The following is an 18,266-nucleotide window of genomic DNA, read 5'->3' as shown; positions in this document are numbered from 1 at the left end:
AGTGTGCCATTATACTACTTCTTTACTTTTTTTTGCAATAATGATAGAATAAAAAAAGGCATTTATTGTCAAATTTTATGGGAATTTATAAGTTTTTAAGGAAAAAAAATGACAAAGTCAAATTATTCGGCAAATAATATTACGGTTTTAAAGGGATTGGAAGCGGTCAGAAAAAGACCGGGTATGTATATAGGTTCAACGGGGCCGGACGGCCTTCATCATCTTGTGTATGAGGTTGTAGATAACTGTATAGACGAGGCTATGGCCGGCTTTTGCGATAAAATTCTGGTAGTTCTTGAACCGAACGATATTGTGCGTGTAGAAGACAACGGCCGGGGCATCCCTGTAGATATTCACCCGACCGAAAAAATAAGTGCCTTGGAGCTGGTTTTAACCCGCCTCCATGCCGGAGGTAAGTTCGACAAGGGTTCTTACAAGGTTTCAGGCGGTTTACACGGTGTAGGCGTTTCGGTTGTAAACGCTCTTTCAGTCTGGATGGAAGCCAAGGTTTACAAGGACGGCTTTGAGCACTATGCAAAGTTTGAAAAAGGCTCAATCCTTGAACCCGTAAAAAAGATAGGCGAAACCGAAAAAAGCGGTACGGTTATCAGGTGGGCAGCAGATTCTTCCATCTTTACCGAAACTACCGTATACAATTTTGAAGTGCTTGCAACCCGTTTGAGGGAACTGGCCTTCTTAAACAGCCGAATTTCCATCACGATGAGGGATGAACGCCTTTCCACTCCAAAAGAAGTTACCTTTGCCTTTGAAGGCGGAATATCTCAGTTTGTTTCATACCTAAATGCCTCAAAACAGGTTTTCCCTAAAACTCCGGTTTTTATCGAAGGCGAAAAAAACGATATTATCTGCGAGGTTGCTCTTCAGTACAATGACGGATATAACGAAAACCTTCTTTCCTTTGTAAACGATATAAATACACGCGAGGGCGGAACTCATCTTGAAGGCTTTAAGACAGCCCTCACCCGCGTGATGAACGAGTTTTTAAAGAAATATCCTAAACTTGTAAAAAAGATGGATAAGGAAGAAAAACTTACGGGTGAAGATGTCCGCGCAGGTCTCACCGCCATCGTTTCCGTAAAGGTTCCCGAACCCCAGTTTGAAGGACAGACCAAAACAAAGCTGGGCAACAGCGAGGTTCGAGGTATAGTCGATTCCTTTGTAAACGAAAAACTCACCCTCTTTTTTGAACAAAACCCGAATGAGGTCGAAAAGGTTTTGGAAAAATGCGTTGCCGAGGCCGCAGCCCGCATTGCAGCCCGAAGAGCAAAGGAAGCTACCAGAAGGAAGAGCGGTTTAGACAGCTTCGGCCTCCCCGGAAAACTTGCAGACTGTTCTTTAAAAGACCCCGAGGCTTGTGAGGTTTACATAGTTGAGGGAGACTCTGCAGGCGGTTCAGCCAAAAAGGGAAGAGACAGCAAGACGCAAGCTATTCTCCCACTTTGGGGAAAAATGCTCAATGTCGAAAAAACCCGTCTCGACAAGGTTGTAAACAACGAAAAGCTCCAGCCGATTATTGCTACCCTCGGCACGGGTATAGGCAAGGATTTTAATATAGAAAAACTCCGCTATCACAAGGTTATAATAATGGCTGATGCCGACGTTGACGGCTCCCATATCCGCACCCTGCTATTGACCTTCTTTTTTAGATACATGCCTCAGGTTATCGAAAGGGGCTATGTCTACATTGCCATGCCGCCTCTTTATAAAATTTCTCACAATAAAAAAGAGTGGTATGTTTACAACGATGATGAAAGGGATTCCGTTTTGGACGAAATCGGACGGGGAAACAATGCTGCTGTTCAGCGTTATAAGGGTTTGGGTGAAATGGACGGCACCCAGCTTTGGGAAACGACCATGGACCCTGCAAGGCGGAAAATGATGAGGGTTACCCTTCCCGACGCCGTTGAAGCCGACAGAATTTTCAGCACCCTAATGGGCGAAGAAGTAGAGCCCCGCCGAAAATTCATCGAAGAAAACGCCGTCTACGCAAATCTGGATGTGTAATAAATATTTGATTAATCGATAAAAAAAGTTTGGGGGTATGTATGTTTGATGTTAATAGTTCTGTGCTCTTTTGGTTTGCGGGAGTTGTGATTCTCTTTGTTTTGCTGCAATCAGTCTTTTTTTTGGTAAAGGCTTTAAAGCGGGCAAAAGAGTTAAACATGCCCAAAAAAAAGATAAAGCAAATTATTTCCGGAGCGGCGGTTTTTACGATCGCTCCCGCCATTTCCATCATTCTCGGAATGATAAGCCTTTCCAAATTTTTAGGTCTTCCTCTGCCCTGGCTTCGTCTTTCGGTTCTAGGAGCCTTGACCTATGAGCTTACGGCTGCAAGCACAGCAGCATCGGTCTTGGATATTCCCTTGGATCAGCCGATTGCAGATGCGGCAGCCTATACGACTATTTCTTGGGTTATGGCCCTCGGAATAATTTCCGGGATTGTGGTGATTGCTCTTTTCTTACCCAAGATGCAAAAAAATCTTATTCGAATGAAGTCCAAGGATGAAAAATGGAGCAAGCTCCTCATCGATGCCCTCTTTATGGGAATGATTTCAGCCTTTTTAGGAATGATATTTTCCGAAATTCGTCTGGGACTCAAGGGATGGATTCCCGTTTTTGTGATGTTCTTTTCGGCCATCTTAATGCTTATCTGCGGTTTAATCGTAAAGAAGACAAGGGCTAAATGGCTTGAAAGCTATGCTATGCCGATAAGCCTTTTGGGCGGGATGGCCTTTTCCATTCCGATTACAATGCTGATAGGTTAAAAACATTAAGTTTTAAGGATAAGTTTTTATGCAAGATAAACAAATCGAATTCAGTTCTTATGAAAAAAGCATACATAGGTGGGGAAGAATATGGATGGTAATAGCCATTATTATGTTTCTTTCTTATCCTCTTTTTACCTGTATTTACTATAATACTTGGCCCAATTTTTGGCTTCTTTTGAGGGGGCTTTTCGGTGTTGCCGTTATTTTTTGGCCGGTAGGAATTATTGAAGCCTTTACCTTTGCACCCATGCTAGGAGCAGGCGGAACCTATGTAGGCTTTATCACAGGAAACTTAACAAACCTAAAGGTTCCCTGCGGAGTCTTAGCCTTGGAGGCCGCAAAGGTTGAAGCCAACACCGAAGAAGGCGACGTGGTTACCACAATAGCCGTTGCAGTTTCTTCCATAACGACAACCCTTATTTTAATAGCGGGAATGCTTTTGCTAACTCAGTTAAAGCCAATTTTGGAATCTCCTATTATGGCTCCGGCCTTTAAAAACATCCTGCCGGCCCTTTTCGGCGGCCTCTTGGTAGTCTTCGTTGCAAAAAATCCTAAGATTGCCGTTGTTCCCTTTGCCTTTATGCTGATTCTTTTTATTGCCATGCCTCAGCTGGGAAAAGCCATAAGTATGCTCATCCCTGTCGGAGCTATTATTACAATCATCTACACGAGGATAATGTATAAGAAAGGGAAGATATAAAAATAAATGGAGATATACATTTATGAATACTAAAGATCTATTGGAAATTATTACATTAGGAGAAACAAGCAAGGTTCAATTTAAACAAGATTTACTTGCCGATGAAATGGAAGTTTATGGAACCTCCGTAGATGATATCAATAAAGAAAAATTTTCAGAATTTTTTAAAAAAGAATTCGGTACAACATATGAAGATAAGGGATTAAATCTTGAACAAGCCTTAAAAGCAAAACGGGTTTTGCGAAATGAACATTTAACGCTTGCAGGATTGCTTTTTTTTGGAAAAAATCCTCAAGAAATAAAACCGGCTTTTACGATTAAATTTGTTTCTTTTTTTGGAAACGATATATCGGAAAATTACTATAGAAACAAACCTTCGGATCTAAAAGGTACAATTCCTGAACTTTTTGATGAAGCTATGAGATATTTAAAATCTTGTTTACACCATGTACAAAAAGAACAGGGGTTTAACTCGACAGGAATTCTTGAAATCTCTGAAATAGCTCTTATCGAAGTATTACAAAATGCCTTGCTGCATAGAGATTATTTTAAAAATTCTCCCATTAGAATTCTCATTTTTGATAATAGAGTCGAAATAATTAGCCCGGGTAAATTACCTAATAGCCTGACTGTTGAAGAAATAAAATTCGGAAATCCTGTAATAAGAAACAACCAATTAGTTTCTTACGCTTTGCATCTTTTACCTTTTAGCGGTTTAGGGTCAGGAATTAAAAGAGCCATATCCGAACAACCTAATATAGAATTAATAAATGATATTCAAGGTGAACAATTTAAAGTAATTATACCAAGACCGGAAAAATCTAAATGACCAAGTATCCTTTTATCAGAACCTTTAAGCTTTTTTTTAAGGCCTCGCCTTTCAGGGTAAGTGCCGTAGCGGGCTATGTACGGAAGATGGTATTTTACGATAATGGGGTACGTTCAAAACTATTTTGATATTATGGATTGCTGATTTGGATATGGATTCATACCGGGAAAGGCTGTCGGCGGTATTCCAAGACTTCGCCGTTTACTCAGGCTACACTGTGGACGAAAATATTTTTATAAAACCCGAACACTCTGAGGAAGAGGAAAAAGAAAAAATCGAAAAGGTAAAATATTTAGGAAAAGACTTTGAAAAGAAGCTTGAAAATAATTACTCCCTCGTTTTGGGAATGCAATACGGCGGTAAAGAATTTTCAGGCGGACAAAGACAGAGGCTTGCCGCCTTGCGTTCCTTCATCAAAAAAAGCGATATAATATTTTTTGATGAACCCACTTCAGCAATAGGCCCGATAGCCGAAAACGAATTTATCTAAAGCATCCTTATGCAGGGCAAGGGAAAAATCTCGCTCATCGTAACTCATAGAATGGGAAGCGTAAGGTCCTGCAGCGATATAATCGTAATCGATTCAGGTACCGTAATCGAAAAAGGAAACTTTGAAAGCCTTTTAGCTCAAAACGGTTTATTCGCAGAACTTTATAACAGCCAAAGAAAAAATTTTATAGAAGAAAATCTATAATTTAATCACAAATAGCGATTTATTTATTCTCTCAATCAGTCTTGACTCGTATCGTGTTTTGTAGTACAATCGCTCCAATAAATAACAAATCGTTTATCAAAGGGAGTTTTTAATATCTAAAATGAATAACTAAACATTCTTCAAAATGTAAAATATTGTCTCAAAACTAATATTAATTTTAAGGAATGTTTATGTTAATAGATGTTAAGAATTTAACCTTTGCTTATTATGGTTCGGCGGAACCTGTTTTTGAAAATCTTAATTTACAGTTGGATACGGATTGGAAGCTCGGTCTTATAGGCAGGAACGGCTACGGGAAAACCACCTTTTTAAATTTACTCCGGAACAAACTCGAATATTCAGGGAAGATTATCTCTCCTGTCAGCTTTGAATATTTCCCTTATGTTCTCGAAGAAAAAAAGACCGTCCGCGAGGCGGTTTTTTCCCGACTACCTCATCTCGAAGACTGGCAGCTTGATTGCGAGCTTTCCCTATTGGAAGTTTCTGACGAAATTGCAGACAGGCCCTTTAAAACTTTAAGTTCGGGCGAGCAAATTAAGGTGCTGCTTGCTGTTATGTTTTTACATGAAAACGCGTTTATGCTGATTGATGAACCTACAAATCACTTGGATGCTTACGGACGAACCGCTGTCGCCGATTATCTAAAAAAGAAAAAAGGTTTTATTCTTGTTTCGCATGACAGAGATTTTTTAAACCGGACTGTTGACCACGTTTTAACAATCGAAAAAAATAAAATCTATGTTCAAAACGGCAACTATGACACTTGGGAAGAAAATAAAATCCGGCAGGATAATTTTGAGATTGAAAAAAATATCCGGCTGCGGAAAGAAATCAAACGCCTCAAAGAAGCGGCCCGCCAAAAGGCCGGTTGGGCTGACTTAAAAGAAAAAACAAAATCAGGACAAGGCCCTTGTGACAGAGGTTTTATATCGCACAAAGCCGCTAAGCTGATGAAGAGGGCAAAAAATATCGAGCGGAATGCGAATAAGGTCGTTACCGAAAAAGAAAAGCTTTTAAAAAATATCGAGAGGATCGAAGACATTCCTATGAGGCCTCTCCATCATCACGCAAAGCACCTTATTGAAGCTTCCGCGCTTTCAGTTTCTTATGGCGGTAAAAAGATTTTTTCACCGGTCGATTTTTCCCTTGAAGCCGGAGGTGTTTTAAGCCTTAACGGAAAAAACGGAGCGGGAAAATCAAGCATTTTAAAATTACTGATGGGAGAAAAAATAGAATTTTCCGGAATCTTAAAAAAAGCGCAAGGGTTAAAAGTTTCTTATATCCCGCAAAACTTTGATTTTTTAAAAGGCCCGCTTTTCGATTTTATAGAAGAAAGCAATATAGACAAAACAATTTTTTTGACAACTTTAAGAAAGCTAAATTTTCCGCAGGACAATTTTGACAAGAAAATGGAAACCTATTCGGGCGGTCAAAAAAAGAAAGTGCTGCTGACCCGTTCAATCTGCGAGTCGGCCCATCTCTATATTTGGGACGAGCCTTTAAACTATATCGACGTTATTTCCCGTCTTCAAATCGAAAGGATGATTTTAAAGTACAGCCCCGCAATTATCTTGGTAGAGCACGACAAAAAATTTAACGAAAAAGTTTCTACCGATTTTGTAGAGCTGCTTCCCAATCCTTAGGTTTAAAACCGATGAGGACAGAAGTTTCGGTAATTAACAAGGGGCGTTTTACCAACATACCGTCGCTTGCGAGAAGATTATACATTTCTTCTTCGCTCATATTAGGTAATTTTTCTTTAAGGTTTAAACCGCGATAAACCAAACCGCTTGTGTTAAAAAATTTCTTTAAGGGCAGGCCGCTCTTTTTATGCCATTTTTTAATCTCGGCGGCTGTAGGATTTTTCTCCTTGATATGTCTTTCGGTATAAGACAGTCCATTCTCATCAAGCCATTTTTTTGCATTTATACATGTAGTACATTTCGGATAATAAATAAAAATCATCTTTCCTCCATAAATAAAGTAATTACTTCCCGTAAGCCTTTTCTAAAAATTCGGCTGCATGTTTATTTTTAGGTTCTTTTTCCAATATATATTGAAAAGTTTTTATTGCATCTTCTTTCTTTTTTAAACGCATTTGAAGGATTCCCTTAATAAGCAGAGAATCGGTTTTAATACCGAACATTTTTTCGGCAGCTTTTAATAGGTCGAGGGCAATCTTTGTTTGTCCCATCTTATCAAGGCAGAATACAAGATTGTGTAATAAAAGCCTTTCTTCAGGTTTTGCCCTAAGCATCTTTCTATATAGGATAGCGGCTTTTTGGTACTGCCCGGCCTTTCGGCGGAACAAGGCAAGCTCAGGATCAAAATTAACTTTTTCTCCTTGGCTCATCAAAATTTCAAGGTGGTTGCCGGCATCTTCCCAACGCTCGCATTTTTCCAAAAATAGTACGTAGTCCCGCCTTATGTAAATATTCTTTCCCCATTCCTTTAGATAGGCTTCATAGGCCTCATCGGCTTCTTTATTTAATTGTAAATTTTCGTAAGAGGCGATAATTCCTATTTTAGCTTCCTCATCTTTTTCATTGATGCTTAAAGTTCTTTCATACCAGTTGAGAGCCAAATCGGGCATGTTAAGTTTTATGTAGCAGCAGCCCATGGCATTAAAGATTGCCGAATCGGCTCTTCCGTTTTGAATAAGGGCTTGAAGATGCGGTAAAACCTCTTCAGGCGGATTATCGATATGGGCGGCGGTAATTATTTTATAATAATAAATATCGTCCGCATCGCAGGAGCCTGCAGCTTCGGCACGCAGAATTGCAGCACTAAGTTCTTCCCATCGGTATGCTTCTTGGAGGGAAAGCATTATGCCGTAATGCGGATAAGGATTTTCGGGCTCGTGTTCAAGAGCACATTTATAATGGCCTAAGGCCGTGTTGGTGTTCCCCATAGAACGTTGAGCTTCGGCAGCAAGAAGCCTGATTTCGGCATCGCTTCCAAAACTTTTTATAAAGATGCGGGCAGCAACGGCAGCCCTTGAATAGTCGCCCCGTTCCATGTGTTTTTTGATAACGCCCATCGCAAAAAAACGGTCCGAGACTCCGTCATCGGGAATTTCAATTCCCAGCTTTGCAAAGTCTTCGGCGGCTCCTGCAGCATCGCCCAGCTGCATCTTTATCATTGCAGGATACCATTTTAGGGCCGGATCATCGGGCTCGAATTCGCAGGCAGCCTCGTACTGGCCCAGGGCTTCGGGAAGATAACCTTCCATTTTAAGGGCGTGTGCAAGATAAAGGCGCGGAGCAACCCCGTCTATCCCGTTTTTTATTGCAAAGCTGAACATTTGACGGGCCATATCCGCGTTGCCGCCTCTTAATTCATAGACACCTTCAACAAAAAGAGAGTTTAAATATCCGGCATTCAGCCGTGCATCGGAAGGAGCAAATTTTAAGGCTTCTTCAAATGTTTCGCGGGCAAGCCGAGGCTTTTTCCATTTTAGATAGGCCGAGCCCAGCATTGCCCTTGTTTCAAGAGGATGAGGATTGAGCTTTAAGCTTTTTTCAAGGCAATAAACAGCCTTGTCATACTGTCCCGCGGCCAAATAGGAGCGGCCCAAAAAAAAGAAGCCCATAGGAAGACTTGTGCTATTTGCAGCAGGGTCCGATGAGCACCTTTTAACGTAGGCCTTACCATAGGCTATGGATCTGCCGTAATTGTTTACGGCAGCCCAAGCCCTGGAAAGATATAAATATATTTCGGGATTTCCCTTTTTTTCGCCGTAAAAGGGAGAAGATACTTCGGCTAAGCCTTCTGCGGCAAGTTTTTCTAAAATTAAAATTGACGTCTTATAGTCGCGTTTTTTTCCGGCTTCAATGGCTTCATTTATAAGCGCATTTACAGACTTAGCCATAGGTTTATTTTCTTCCGGCTTGAACCAAGGTTACAGCCGAGGTGGTGATTATGTCGTCTACCGAGCAGCCTCTGGAAAGGTCGGATATTGGTTTTGCAAAGCCCTGGAGGAAGGGACCGAGGGCCTCTGCTCCGGCAATCCTTTGTACCAGTTTGTATCCGATGTTTCCGGCTCCAAGGTCAGGGAAGATCAGGGTATTGGCCTGTCCCTTGACGGGAGAATCGGCGGCCTTCTTTTGCATAACGGAAGGAACTATAGCACAGTCCAACTGAATTTCTCCGTCAAAGACAAAGTCGGGTTTTCTTTCCTCTAAGATTTTTACGGCTTCGCGGACACGCAAAATATTTTCATCCTTGTCGCCTCCCGAGCCCTTTGTAGAAAAGGAGAGCATTGCAACAACGGGTTCAACTCCTGCAAAGGTTCTACAGCTCATGGCAGCAGAGCAGGCAATGTCGGCCAACTGTTCCGAGCTGGGAGTAGGAATGACGGCGCAGTCCGAAAAGATAAAAACTCCGTTTGCTCCGAGTTTGGGATTTTTTGTGTCCATCAAAAAACATGAAGAAGCGGTTTTCATTCCGGGAAGAGTACCGATAACCTTTAAGCCTGCACGGAGAACGTCGGCTGTTGTGTTTAAGGCTCCTGCAACCATTGCATCTGCCTTATCTTGAACGAGCATCATTGCGGCAAAACCGAGTTCTGCACTCATATCTATTTTAGCCTGTTCGAGGGTCATGCCCTTGGCCTTTCTTTTTTCGTAATAGCTTTCGGCAAAGGAATCAAGCCACTCGGATTTTTTGGGATCAATTACCTTAATTCCGTCCAGCCTTACTCCTGCTTTAGAAGCAGCTGCAGAAACAGCCTCATCAGAACCGATTAAAAAAAGTTCCGATACCAATTTTTCATCTACGATAGATCGGGCTGCTTTAAGAGTCCTTTCTTCAGTACCCTCAGGCAAAACAAGGCGGTTAGCATATTCTTTTGCCTTTTTTTTCATTTCGTCTACAAAACTCATAACTTTATCTCCTAAATCTTTTCCGCATGTTTAAATCGGACTAACAATTTTTTACTTGCACTGTATTTTAGCATGTTTTAATGTTTATGTCTAGCAAAATGCCGACACTAAAAATAAAGTTTTCAAGACTCAAACTCCAAACTCACCTCACCCGAAATCAGCTCTCCCTTTTTTCCTTCTTCGTTTTCTATAATAAGATGACCTAAATCGCTGATTCCAAGAACCAAGGCTTCATAGGGGGCACCGGTAAAGGGCAAAACCCTCACATTTTTTCCTGTAAGGAGGGATAGGCCCTTATATTCTTCCATTAATTTCTCTTTAGACTGAAGGCCGTAAAGAGCTTCGATTAGACTCGATATAATAGAAGAAGCCAAGGCGTTTCGGCTGAAGGAAGAAGTTTCTTTAAACGGAATACACTCTTTACCGGAAAGAGAGAAAGTCTCACTAAAAAGTGCTCCGGCTTTGTTTTTAAGTTCGGGAGGAAAATTCGATTCTTTTACGTTGAGGCCTATGCCTATAATTACGGCCTGTACTGAAGAGGTTTCCATATCGATAATTCCTTCGCTTAAAATGCCGCAGATTTTTTTTCCGTTGAGATAAATATCGTTTACCCATTTTATTTTTGGAGCAAAGGCCAATTCCTGTAAACAGCGGCAAATGATTACTGCCGAAATTGCCGTATAAAGGCTTGGATCGGGAGCTTCCTTTTTATTCTTTGCAGGAAGATATGGACAGAAAATAAGACTAAAATAGAGGCCTGCTCCTTCAGGCGAATAAAAATTTCGCGAAAAGCGGCCCCTCCCTGCAGTTTGATGCTCAGCAAAAAGAAGAGTTCCATGGAGAGACTCTGCATTATTAGAAGAATTCAACCGCCTTTTCGCCTCGGTGTTTGTAGAATCTATTGTCTTAAAAACTTCGATTTTGCTGCCGCAAACAGATTCGGCAAGGCGGGATAAGTTCTTTTCGATAAAAAAAGCGTTTAACACATCGGAAGAAGACTTTAGGACATAGCCCTTGTTCTTTCCGCCTTCGATATCATAGCCTTCACTCCGCAGTTTTTGTACGGCCTTCCAAACGGAAACCCGCGAAAGCCCCAAGCGCAAAGCAGCTTCTTCGCCCGAAAGAGGTTTTCCGTTTTGTTCTATCAGCATATCCAAAAGGATATCGCTCGTTGTCCTTGATATAAGCTCTCCCATAAAACCAAATTCTAGCATATTTTTCCTTTTTTTTCTATTGCAACCTTTTGGAAACAGCCTTGTCTATTATTTTATAGGGTGAAACTATGTTTTATAAAGAATATATAAACTATATTGAAAGCGATGATTGGGAAACCGTACATAACTCTTTTTCAGTCAAAGCTCCCGAAAATTTTAATTTTGCTTATGACATAATAGATAGAATGGCGAAGGAAAGCCCTGAAACGGAAGCCCTCGTCTGGTGCGACGAAACCGAAGAAAGGATTTTTTCGTTCGGAGAATTGGCAAAACAAATAAATAAGACGGCAAACTTTTTTAAGGCGATGGGGATAGGAAAAGGCGACACGGTTTTGCTTTTTTTGAGAAGAAGATACGAGTTTTGGTTCGTTCTTCCGGCCCTGCACAAGATCGGAGCCATAGCCGTCCCCGCGACGGTTCAGCTTGCAGCCCACGACATTGAGTACAGAATTCAATCCGCCAATATAAAAATGGTCATGGCCGTACAAGAAAAAAACTTGCAGGAAGAAATTCAAAAAGCTGCCGAATCCGCCTATAATAAGCCCCTCCTTGTCTGGGTTCATGACGAGATGGAAGGCTGGATTTCCTTTGATAAGCTTGTAAAAAATATGAGCGATGAGTTTATGCCCCCCGCAGGAGAAGCCTATCCTTGCGGAAAGGATACGGCCCTTTTGTACTTTACATCAGGTACTTCGGGTAATCCCAAAATGGTAGAACATAATTTTCTATATCCGCTCGGGCACATAGCAACGGCAAAGTTTTGGCAAAATGTCAAAGAAGGCGGAAGGCATTTGAGCGTTGCGGAAACGGGCTGGGCTAAGGCCATGTGGGGAAAGATCTACGGGCAATGGCTTTGCGGCTGTGCTATCTTTGTGTACGACATGAAAATGTTCATCCCTAAAAACATGCTCGAAAAATTATCGAAATACAAAATAACTTCCTTTTGCGCTCCGCCCACGGTTTACAGGTACTTAATCCGTGAAAAAATAGACGATTACGATTTATCCTCATTGGAAGAATGTACAACGGCAGGTGAAGCCCTTAGCATATACATCTTCAATACCTTTAAAGAAAAGACCGGAATAGAACTGCGGGAAGGCTACGGGCAAACAGAGCTTACCCTCACAACGGGAACCTTCCCCGGCATGAAAATAAAACCAGGTTCAATGGGAAAGCCTGCCCCCGGCTATGAGATAGATATTATCCGCCCCGACGGATCTTCTTGCAAGGCAGGAGAATCGGGAGAAATCATCTTGCGTTTGGATAAAAAGGTTCCCTTCGGAATGTTCGGAGGCTATTATAAAAATGAAGAAAAAACGGCCGAGGTTTTTAAGGACGGAGTTTACCACACGGGGGACGCCGCCTATATGGATGAAGACGGTTATTTTTGGTTTGAAGGCAGAACCGATGACCTTATAAAAAGCTCCGGTTTTCGTATAAGCCCCTTTGAGGTGGAGTCGGTTCTTCTCCAGCATCCGGCAGTCTTTGAATGTGCGGTAACAGGCGTACCCGACCCGAAAAGAGGCCAGGCGGTAAAGGCCTTTGTTGTTTTAAACAAAACCTATCGAGAGAGCCAAGCCTTAGAAAAAGAGCTTATGTTCTTTGCAAAGAAAAATGCTGCCCTCTACAAGTCCCCGCGTTCTCTCGAATTTGTAGAAACTTTGCCTAAAACTCATAACGGCAAGATAAGCAGGGCTGCAATCAGAAGCCGAAAGGATTGATACTTTATAAAGCTTCTATTTCTTTTAGGGTTAAACCTGTCGCTTTTATAATAGAATCTGAGCTAAAACCCATTTCAAGCAAATTTTTTGCCGTTTCGAGTGATTTTTGGTATGAGCCCTCGGCAAAGGCTATTTCCCGTTCTTCTGCCCGTTGTACGGCTATATCTGTTTCATAATCATATTCGGCTAGTAACATGTTAATTACCTCCTTGGTCTTGCGCTTTAAATATTCACGCAAAATATTATTTTGTATACATTCTTCAACAGCTTTTTCAAAACCTTTTTGCGGATCTATTTCTTTCCATTTCCTTACCGTTTCTACAAATATACTATATTCCTGCATCATTTTACAGTTTTCCAATATAGGATGACGGTTTTGTTGATTTATGTTTATTACTTTAACAGTTAACTCAAGATTAGTTTCCGTTGTCTTTTCTATAAAAGCATCCGATAGTTTCAGTATTTTATCAGAAGGATAGCTTTCTTCTCCATTGTAAAAGACATAAAACTCTGGAGTTGGAATTTTTAATAGCTTACGGCTGTATTTTTCTTTTGATTCAAATAGAGTTTCATAAAGGCGGCTGACATATTCAAGGCAGCGTAAAGGCATATTAGAATTTATTGTTGATTGATGTTCAGCAAGTACTATTATTTTGTTATCCACGAGGTATGATACATCATTGTAAAATGTCATATACAAAACTTGATCAAGGCGGATGTTTTTTAAAGCTTCCGTAGCTTTAAGTTCCGTTCCGTGTAAAGCATTATAAAGAGATAAAAAATTCTCTTTTGCCCTTTCATCTTCGCTGAACAAATCAACAAAAACCGAATCCTTGTATTTTCTGTTTGACGTACTCATAGCCGTTTCCTCACTGATTTTATTATAACATAGATTGGCAAGTTTTGTAAGAGAATACATTTTTATTGCAAAATTGATTTCCGCGGCTTCAGAAAAACCGGCCTTGACACACAGGCCGAAAGCAAGTAGACTTTGTTCTATAAAAGTTGTTATGTAGACAGACTGACATAAAAAAGGAGTTTATATGAGAAGAGTTGTAATTACAGGCCTCGGTGCCGTAACCCCCATAGGAAACACCCTGGATGAAACATGGGAAGGAATCAAAGCAGGTAAATGCGGAATCGGAAACATTACCCAATTTGATTGTTCCGATTTTAAGATTCAGATAGCGGCAGAAGTAAAAAACTTTGACGCTTCACAATTTATGGATAAAAAAGATGCCCGTAAAATGGCTCGGTTTACTCAATTTGCCGTAGCCGCAGCTTCACAGGCAATGAAGGATGCAGGTCTTTCAAAAGAAAACATCGATGCAAACCGCACAGGTATAATACTCGGAAACGGTATAGGAGGTTTTGAAATCTACCAAGAAGCCTTTAAAAAATACTTTCAGGTCGCTCCGGATCGTATTCCGCCGATGACTGTTCCTCTTCTTATTCCGAATGAGGCGGCCGGAAATATAAGTATGCAGTTCGGTATAAAGGGCCCGTCTTGGACCTTGGCCACAGCCTGCGCTTCCGGTACCGATGCTCTCGGAAACGCTTTAGACCTTGTCCGCTCAGGAAGGCTCGATATATGCGTATCGGGCGGTACGGAAGCTACAATTACCGGTTTCGGTATAAGCGGTTTTACGATTCTACAAACCCTCGCCTCAGGCGATCCTGCCAAGGCTTGCTGCCCCTTCGATAAAAAGCGTTCAGGCTTTGTAATGGGCGAAGGCTCCGGCATTCTCATTCTTGAAGAATATGAACATGCAAAAAAGAGGGGAGCTAAAATATATGCAGAATTTGCAGGTTATGGAGCTTCCTCCGATGCCTACCACTTAACCAGCCCCGACCCCTCAGGTGACGGAGGAGCATTGGCCATCACAAACGCACTAGCCGATGCAGGCGTAAAACCTGAAGAAGTTCAATACTATAATGCTCACGGAACCTCGACACCGATTAACGACCCTGCAGAAACGGCCATGATTAAAAAAGCTTTCGGAGACCATGCGTATAAAATGAAGGTTTCTTCAACCAAGTCGATGATAGGCCACTGCTTAGGTGCCGCAGGAGCTCTTGAAGCTATCTTCTGTATAAAGGCAATGGAAGAAGGATTTTATCCCCCGACCATAAACCTAACCGAACCCGACCTTGAAGCTGGCTGCGATTTGGACTATGTTCCGAACAAGGGCGTCAAAGGCGAAATAAACTGTGCCGCCTCAGGCTCCCTCGGTTTCGGAGGCCATAACGGCGTTGCCATCTTCAAAAAGATAAGGTAAGGGCTTTTTAAAAAGCGGTAAACGGATGAGATAAAACCGTTTAGAATGTATGGACTTCCAACATTTTGAACGGTTTTTATTACTTGAAAAAGATGAGTTTTTGAGGTAGAATGGAGATAGGAGTGGCAATTGGTGTTAGAATAATACCTTCGACACTCAAAGTGAAGAAATTATGAGTAAAAAAATTACAGATGAAATTTTTGTTGAAGAATTAGAAGAAGATTCCGGTGATTTTTATTATGATTTAACCCCATATCATTTCAATATGGATGTTGAAGGTTTGATTCGTAGGTATAAATCAAAAGATATAATAATTCCATCTTTTCAAAGAAATTATGTATGGACAAAAGATGGGGCTTCAATGTTTATAGATTCTGTTTTAAGAGGTCTTCCAAGTCCAAGTTTTTTCTTTTATGAAGAAGAATCTCAAAGATATTTAGTGATCGATGGTCAACAAAGATTACTGTCGCTGTTTTATTTTGTAGAGGGCTATTTTCCAGAAAAAAAAGCGCATCAAGCTATTGCTCCAATAAGTAAAGATATAAGTAAAGAAAATTTTTCTCTAACAGGAAAAAAAATTCATCCCGACTGGAAAGGAAGATGTTTTAAAGATTTATCTCCACAACAGCAAAAAAGAATTTTAAATACCTATATTTATATAATAAATTTAAAACAGATAAAGCCAACTGATGATAATTCTAGCATGTATTTAGTTTTTGAAAGAATTAATACTGGTGCAACGCCTTTAAATCCTCAACAAATTCGTTTATGTGTTTATCATGGTAATTATGCAGATTTTATATCTAATTATGCGCAAAAATATGAGTGGTTAAATATTTTTAGATTAAGTGATGTAACTGGAGGAATTTCAGAGTTGATTTTACGTTTCTTTTCATTGTATTATACAGCCGGAGAATTTAAGGGATCAATGAAAAGTTTTTTAGATAAAGAGCTGAAAAATAATCGAAATTTTGAAAAGCACTCAAAAGATAAATTAAAGATTTTATTTGAAAGAAGTTTTGCAATGATGTGTAAGTGTTTTGATAGTAGAACCTTTTCTCCTAAAAAAAATTTTAATGGTTATATGTTTTTAGTTTATTGGATAGTAATCGGAAAGTTGCTAGAAACTAATAGTGTTGATCCAAATAAAATCCAAGAGATTTCTATTAAAATGATTGAAACAAATGAATGGAAAGAATTTATCGAAAATTCAAGAAGAGCCTCATCATCAAAGAACTTAATGGAAATTATTTGTTTTTCAGAAAAATATTTTATAAAAAATAAATAAATTATGGATTGTGAAAAAAATAAAAAATTCGTTGAGTGGGAAAATGCATATTTAATTACTTCTTCAGAAATAACAAGTTTGATTAATTCTTTTACTGAATTTAACAATATAACTGATGCTGTTAGCCAAGATTTAATTATAAAATTTGCCACAATTCATTTATGCAATTTTTTTGTTTTTACAATCAGAAAAGCTTTGAAAGATAAAGCAGTAGATTCTAATTTAGTTTATGGAGCTTTTAATAATTCATCAAATATTCCCTCTAAATCTTTGATGGCCAAATATTTAGTATCTTTAGGAGTTGAAGATATTGACTACTATTCGTCTAGCTATAAAAAGGTTTATGAAATAAGAAATAAATATGCACATGGGGCCTCTGGAGAAATTCAAATAGCAATAACGATGGATGAATATAAAGAATTATTTGAGAAATTACAAAAATTAACTGACAACACAATTTTAAAGCCCGCAAAAGATCAAACTAATTTGCAAGTTAAGAAAATAGTAAAACTACATAGAATAAAGAGATATACTATGAACCGAAAACTCTGCAAACGAAGAAGAAATTGCTCTGCAAGAAAGATCATAAATTGGCCATTAGAATAGGTAAGTATCTTAGAATTTTTAGAAAGAAAATAATAGGGTAAAGAAAAGAGCGCAGGAACAATAAAAACATTATAAATCAAATACTAAATAAAAATGATATCAGAGATATTGATTTGAAATTGCAAAAAAGAAGGCAATTACAAAAATAGAGGCCATCATTACTTGGAGAATATATTTTGAATAAAGAATATCAAAAAATATTACTCTTATGCTGTAATTATTTTAAACAAGATATGGCAAAACAGAGAGAAAAAAAGTATTTCTTTAAAAAGAGTATTGAATCTACAATCATGGGTTCTTCAAATAGCAACAAATTAATTCTCGTTTGAAATAAATATATCATACACAAAATATTAAATACAAATTATTGACAGAAAGTAATTAATTATTATATAATAGTATTAGTAAGGAAAGTAAGGAGGTGTTTTATGGAACTTGCAAAACTAACATCGAAAGGTCAGATTACAATTCCGCTTGCGATAAGAAATATGCTCGGATTAAAAACCGGCGATAAAGTTTTTTTTGAAGAAAGCAGAGGAAAAGTTTATATTACAAATGCTTCTCAAATAACTTTAGCAAATATTCAGACTCAAATGCAAGGAGAAGCAGAAAAAGCCGGCTTTCAAACAGAAGATGACGTTATTGCTTATATTAAAGAGCTAAGGAAAAAGAGTTGAGGATTTTCATAGATTCAAACATTGTGATTTCTGCGATACTTTTCCCTGATGGTAAGGTTGCTAAAGTTTTTTCTCATTTGCTTGAAAATCATACGGTAATAATTTCTTCATATACAAAGGAAGAATGCAAAAAAGTTTTTGAAAATAAATTTCCATTTAAAAAAGAGTTATTGGGTATTTTCTTTGATGGAATTACTTTTGAAGAATTTAAGAGTCCCGATACAATTGATGAAAATAAATATCCAAAAGTTCGTGATATAAAAGATTTGCCGGTTCTTGTATCCGCAATTTTATCTGATTCAGATATTTTGATTACGGGAGACAAGGATTTTGAAGATGTAAAAATTGATAAACCGTTAATTTTTACACCATCAAAATATTTCGAATTGATTGCTGAAAAGTATGGATATATTTAGGAGGTAAATATGAAAGCTGCAGACCAAATTGCATCGCAAGCCCCTCGTGGACAAAAAAAGAAGACTTTTTTACAGGAGTTCGAAGTTCGAGTGAAGGACCCCGTAAGAAACAACCCCGACTTATTACGAAAAACAGGATGGATATAAAT

The 18,266-nt window shown here is 39.2% G+C and carries 17 protein-coding genes and 1 pseudogene; 13 read left to right on the top strand and 5 right to left on the bottom strand.

The window, feature by feature from the left end:
• Positions 1–108 precede the first annotated feature (108 nt).
• The 6 genes and pseudogenes from gyrB to abc-f all read left to right on the top strand — a co-directional run bounded on the left by gyrB (position 109) and on the right by abc-f (position 6,676).
• Positions 109–2,025, top strand: coding sequence for a DNA topoisomerase (ATP-hydrolyzing) subunit B (gene gyrB, locus E4O07_RS13395; RefSeq protein WP_253686627.1), 1,917 nt, complete (start codon positions 109–111; stop codon positions 2,023–2,025).
• A gap of 41 nt (positions 2,026–2,066) precedes the next feature.
• The gene (locus E4O07_RS13390) at positions 2,067–2,786 is read left to right on the top strand and encodes a DUF5058 family protein (RefSeq protein WP_253686625.1); all 720 of its coding nucleotides are present in this window, start codon (positions 2,067–2,069) and stop codon (positions 2,784–2,786) included.
• A 28-nt stretch (positions 2,787–2,814) separates the two neighbouring features.
• The gene (locus E4O07_RS13385; RefSeq protein WP_253686623.1) at positions 2,815–3,489 is read left to right on the top strand and encodes a hypothetical protein; all 675 of its coding nucleotides are present in this window, start codon (positions 2,815–2,817) and stop codon (positions 3,487–3,489) included.
• A gap of 22 nt (positions 3,490–3,511) precedes the next feature.
• Positions 3,512–4,318, top strand: a complete 807-nt coding sequence (locus E4O07_RS13380) for an ATP-binding protein (protein WP_253686621.1) — start codon at positions 3,512–3,514, stop codon at positions 4,316–4,318.
• A 136-nt stretch (positions 4,319–4,454) separates the two neighbouring features.
• Positions 4,455–5,012 (top strand): annotated as a pseudogene (locus E4O07_RS13555) (ATP-binding cassette domain-containing protein); the annotation flags it as partial.
• Positions 5,013–5,203: 191 nt separating this feature from the next.
• Entirely contained in the window at positions 5,204–6,676 is a 1,473-nt protein-coding gene (abc-f, locus tag E4O07_RS13365; RefSeq protein ID WP_253686615.1) for a ribosomal protection-like ABC-F family protein, read from the top strand.
• On the opposite strand, the gene E4O07_RS13360 is transcribed toward abc-f, so the two are convergent.
• The 4 genes from E4O07_RS13360 to E4O07_RS13345 all read right to left on the bottom strand — a co-directional run bounded on the left by E4O07_RS13360 (position 6,642) and on the right by E4O07_RS13345 (position 11,112).
• Positions 6,642–6,998 (bottom strand): arsenate reductase family protein, encoded by a 357-nt coding sequence (locus E4O07_RS13360; protein ID WP_253686613.1) that lies wholly within the window; start codon positions 6,996–6,998, stop codon positions 6,642–6,644. The two genes, abc-f and E4O07_RS13360, sit on opposite strands and share 35 nt — an antisense overlap.
• A 22-nt stretch (positions 6,999–7,020) precedes the next feature.
• A complete protein-coding gene (locus tag E4O07_RS13355; RefSeq protein WP_253686611.1) occupies positions 7,021–8,904 on the bottom strand; it encodes a tetratricopeptide repeat protein in 1,884 nt (627 codons plus the stop codon).
• A 4-nt stretch (positions 8,905–8,908) separates the two neighbouring features.
• The gene (gene pta, locus E4O07_RS13350; protein ID WP_253686609.1) at positions 8,909–9,916 is read right to left on the bottom strand and encodes a phosphate acetyltransferase; all 1,008 of its coding nucleotides are present in this window, start codon (positions 9,914–9,916) and stop codon (positions 8,909–8,911) included.
• A 122-nt stretch (positions 9,917–10,038) separates the two neighbouring features.
• Positions 10,039–11,112 carry a biotin--[acetyl-CoA-carboxylase] ligase gene (locus E4O07_RS13345; protein WP_253686607.1) on the bottom strand — a complete coding sequence of 358 codons (1,074 nt, stop codon included), beginning with the start codon at positions 11,110–11,112 and terminating at the stop codon, positions 10,039–10,041.
• 86 nt (positions 11,113–11,198) lie between these two features.
• On the opposite strand from E4O07_RS13345, the gene E4O07_RS13340 reads away from it, so the two are divergent.
• The gene (locus tag E4O07_RS13340; RefSeq protein WP_253686605.1) at positions 11,199–12,851 is read left to right on the top strand and encodes an AMP-binding protein; all 1,653 of its coding nucleotides are present in this window, start codon (positions 11,199–11,201) and stop codon (positions 12,849–12,851) included.
• A 4-nt stretch (positions 12,852–12,855) separates the two neighbouring features.
• Here the strand turns inward: E4O07_RS13340 and E4O07_RS13335 are convergent, their stop codons facing one another.
• Positions 12,856–13,710, bottom strand: a complete 855-nt coding sequence (locus tag E4O07_RS13335; protein WP_253686603.1) for an Rpn family recombination-promoting nuclease/putative transposase — start codon at positions 13,708–13,710, stop codon at positions 12,856–12,858.
• 184 nt (positions 13,711–13,894) lie between these two features.
• Here E4O07_RS13335 and fabF point away from each other — a divergent pair, with 184 nt between their 5' ends.
• The 6 genes from fabF (at position 13,895) to E4O07_RS13305 (ending at position 18,264) form a co-directional block, all read left to right on the top strand.
• The gene (fabF, locus tag E4O07_RS13330) at positions 13,895–15,130 is read left to right on the top strand and encodes a beta-ketoacyl-ACP synthase II (RefSeq protein WP_253686601.1); all 1,236 of its coding nucleotides are present in this window, start codon (positions 13,895–13,897) and stop codon (positions 15,128–15,130) included.
• 172 nt (positions 15,131–15,302) lie between these two features.
• Positions 15,303–16,418, top strand: a complete 1,116-nt coding sequence (locus E4O07_RS13325; protein WP_253686599.1) for a DUF262 domain-containing protein — start codon at positions 15,303–15,305, stop codon at positions 16,416–16,418.
• Between the two features lie 3 nt (positions 16,419–16,421).
• A complete protein-coding gene (locus tag E4O07_RS13320) occupies positions 16,422–17,024 on the top strand; it encodes a HEPN domain-containing protein (protein ID WP_253686597.1) in 603 nt (200 codons plus the stop codon).
• Between the two features lie 428 nt (positions 17,025–17,452).
• Entirely contained in the window at positions 17,453–17,701 is a 249-nt protein-coding gene (locus E4O07_RS13315) for an AbrB/MazE/SpoVT family DNA-binding domain-containing protein (RefSeq protein ID WP_002666876.1), read from the top strand.
• Positions 17,698–18,117, top strand: a complete 420-nt coding sequence (locus E4O07_RS13310) for a putative toxin-antitoxin system toxin component, PIN family (protein ID WP_002680893.1) — start codon at positions 17,698–17,700, stop codon at positions 18,115–18,117. The genes E4O07_RS13315 and E4O07_RS13310 overlap by 4 nt, the downstream gene beginning before the upstream one ends.
• A gap of 9 nt (positions 18,118–18,126) precedes the next feature.
• Positions 18,127–18,264 carry a hypothetical protein gene (locus E4O07_RS13305; protein ID WP_253683243.1) on the top strand — a complete coding sequence of 46 codons (138 nt, stop codon included), beginning with the start codon at positions 18,127–18,129 and terminating at the stop codon, positions 18,262–18,264.
• Positions 18,265–18,266: the final 2 nt, after the last annotated feature.

Source organism: Treponema sp. OMZ 798 (assembly GCF_024181385.1).
In the GTDB taxonomy this organism is placed as follows: Bacteria; Spirochaetota; Spirochaetia; order Treponematales; family Treponemataceae; genus Treponema_B.
Note: the sequence above shows the minus strand (reverse complement) of the source record. Positions and strands in the feature narration are given on the sequence as shown.

Excerpts from the sequence above, each read along its gene's own strand:
- gyrB (WP_253686627.1), top strand. The coding sequence starts at position 109 with ATGACAAAGTCAAATTATTCGGCAAATAATATTACGGTTTTAAAGGGA.
- E4O07_RS13390 (WP_253686625.1), top strand. The coding sequence starts at position 2,067 with ATGTTTGATGTTAATAGTTCTGTGCTCTTTTGGTTTGCGGGAGTTGTG.
- E4O07_RS13385 (WP_253686623.1), top strand. The coding sequence starts at position 2,815 with ATGCAAGATAAACAAATCGAATTCAGTTCTTATGAAAAAAGCATACAT.
- E4O07_RS13380 (WP_253686621.1), top strand. The coding sequence starts at position 3,512 with ATGAATACTAAAGATCTATTGGAAATTATTACATTAGGAGAAACAAGC.
- abc-f (WP_253686615.1), top strand. The coding sequence starts at position 5,204 with ATGTTAATAGATGTTAAGAATTTAACCTTTGCTTATTATGGTTCGGCG.
- E4O07_RS13360 (WP_253686613.1), bottom strand. The coding sequence starts at position 6,998 with ATGATTTTTATTTATTATCCGAAATGTACTACATGTATAAATGCAAAA.
- E4O07_RS13355 (WP_253686611.1), bottom strand. The coding sequence starts at position 8,904 with ATGGCTAAGTCTGTAAATGCGCTTATAAATGAAGCCATTGAAGCCGGA.
- pta (WP_253686609.1), bottom strand. The coding sequence starts at position 9,916 with ATGAGTTTTGTAGACGAAATGAAAAAAAAGGCAAAAGAATATGCTAAC.
- E4O07_RS13345 (WP_253686607.1), bottom strand. The coding sequence starts at position 11,112 with ATGGGAGAGCTTATATCAAGGACAACGAGCGATATCCTTTTGGATATG.
- E4O07_RS13340 (WP_253686605.1), top strand. The coding sequence starts at position 11,199 with ATGTTTTATAAAGAATATATAAACTATATTGAAAGCGATGATTGGGAA.
- E4O07_RS13335 (WP_253686603.1), bottom strand. The coding sequence starts at position 13,710 with ATGAGTACGTCAAACAGAAAATACAAGGATTCGGTTTTTGTTGATTTG.
- fabF (WP_253686601.1), top strand. The coding sequence starts at position 13,895 with ATGAGAAGAGTTGTAATTACAGGCCTCGGTGCCGTAACCCCCATAGGA.
- E4O07_RS13325 (WP_253686599.1), top strand. The coding sequence starts at position 15,303 with ATGAGTAAAAAAATTACAGATGAAATTTTTGTTGAAGAATTAGAAGAA.
- E4O07_RS13320 (WP_253686597.1), top strand. The coding sequence starts at position 16,422 with ATGGATTGTGAAAAAAATAAAAAATTCGTTGAGTGGGAAAATGCATAT.
- E4O07_RS13315 (WP_002666876.1), top strand. The coding sequence starts at position 17,453 with ATGGAACTTGCAAAACTAACATCGAAAGGTCAGATTACAATTCCGCTT.
- E4O07_RS13305 (WP_253683243.1), top strand. The coding sequence starts at position 18,127 with ATGAAAGCTGCAGACCAAATTGCATCGCAAGCCCCTCGTGGACAAAAA.